This is a genomic window from Rossellomorea aquimaris, from assembly GCF_001877785.1.
GTDB lineage: Bacteria > Bacillota > Bacilli > Bacillales > Bacillaceae_B > Rossellomorea > Rossellomorea aquimaris_A.
In genome coordinates this window covers 1-458 of the sequence record NZ_MINN01000152.1, presented here as the reverse complement: position 1 = coordinate 458, position 458 = coordinate 1, and the positions used below count along the sequence as shown (strand labels likewise).

Below are 458 nucleotides of genomic sequence, written 5' to 3'. Positions count from 1 at the left end.
TCTTGGTCTTCTTTGTGGGTGTGTATTGCTTGTGTTGTTTCTTGTTTGTTTTTTTTTTTTTTTTCGTCTTATGGCTTTACCGCCGCGAATTAAATGCAATGCTATTCGGCGAAGAACGTGCTCAGCATCTTGGCGTCGACGTCAAACGAAGCAAAATGGCGATTTTGATCGGCGGTTCGGTCTTGACCGGATCCGCTGTCGCCGTTTCTGGAACGATTGGCTTTGTCGGATTGGTCGTTCCGCATATTACCCGCCTGGTGTGGGGATCTGATCATCGCCACGTCTTGCCTTTATCGTTCATCAACGGAGCGGCACTGTTGATTGTTTGTGACTTGGTGGCACGGACAATCATTTCGCCAACGGAATTGCCGATCGGGGTCATCACCGCATTTATCGGGGCACCGGTCTTTGCATTTATCTTTTTCCGCCAGCGCAGAGGAGGGCTATAAATGTTGCAA

The 458-nt window shown here is 48.9% G+C and carries 1 protein-coding gene; it reads left to right on the top strand.

Features of this window, described 5'->3' with window-relative positions:
* On the top strand, positions 1–449 hold a 449-nt coding region (locus BHE18_RS21820; protein WP_235860420.1), incomplete at its 5' end, for a FecCD family ABC transporter permease.
* Positions 450–458 lie beyond the last annotated feature (9 nt).